This is a genomic window from Mesorhizobium sp. M0514, from assembly GCF_040321145.1.
Taxonomy (GTDB): domain Bacteria; phylum Pseudomonadota; class Alphaproteobacteria; order Rhizobiales; family Rhizobiaceae; genus Mesorhizobium.
The window spans coordinates 1-521 of sequence record NZ_JAMYQZ010000216.1; the positions used below are offsets into that span (position 1 = coordinate 1).

General features: G+C 62.0%; 1 protein-coding gene. It reads left to right on the forward strand.

Annotated elements, in window-relative coordinates; translation table 11 throughout:
• Positions 1-521 (forward strand): GTP-binding protein (locus NKI61_RS32875; RefSeq protein WP_352842436.1); only part of this gene is annotated, 521 nt, incomplete at its 3' end.

The following is a 521-nucleotide window of genomic DNA, read 5'->3' on the forward strand; positions in this document are numbered from 1 at the left end:
ATGGCAAAAGGTAAATTCGAGCGTAACAAGCCTCATGTGAACATTGGCACGATTGGCCACGTCGATCATGGCAAGACGTCGCTGACGGCGGCGATCACGAAGTATTTTGGCGAGTACAAGCGCTACGACCAGATCGATGCGGCGCCCGAAGAGAAGGCCCGCGGCATCACGATTTCGACGGCGCACGTCGAATACGAGACGGCAGCGCGCCACTACGCCCATGTCGACTGCCCCGGCCACGCCGACTATGTGAAGAACATGATCACCGGCGCCGCGCAGATGGACGGCGCGATCCTGGTGGTGTCGGCCGCCGACGGCCCGATGCCGCAGACCCGCGAGCACATCCTGCTTGCCCGTCAGGTCGGCGTGCCGTCGATCGTGGTGTTCCTGAACAAGGTCGACCAGGTCGACGATGCTGAGCTGCTCGAACTGGTCGAGCTCGAGGTTCGCGAGCTTCTGTCGAAGAACGAGTTCCCCGGCGACGACATTCCGATCGTCAAGGGTTCGGCGCTGGCTGCTCT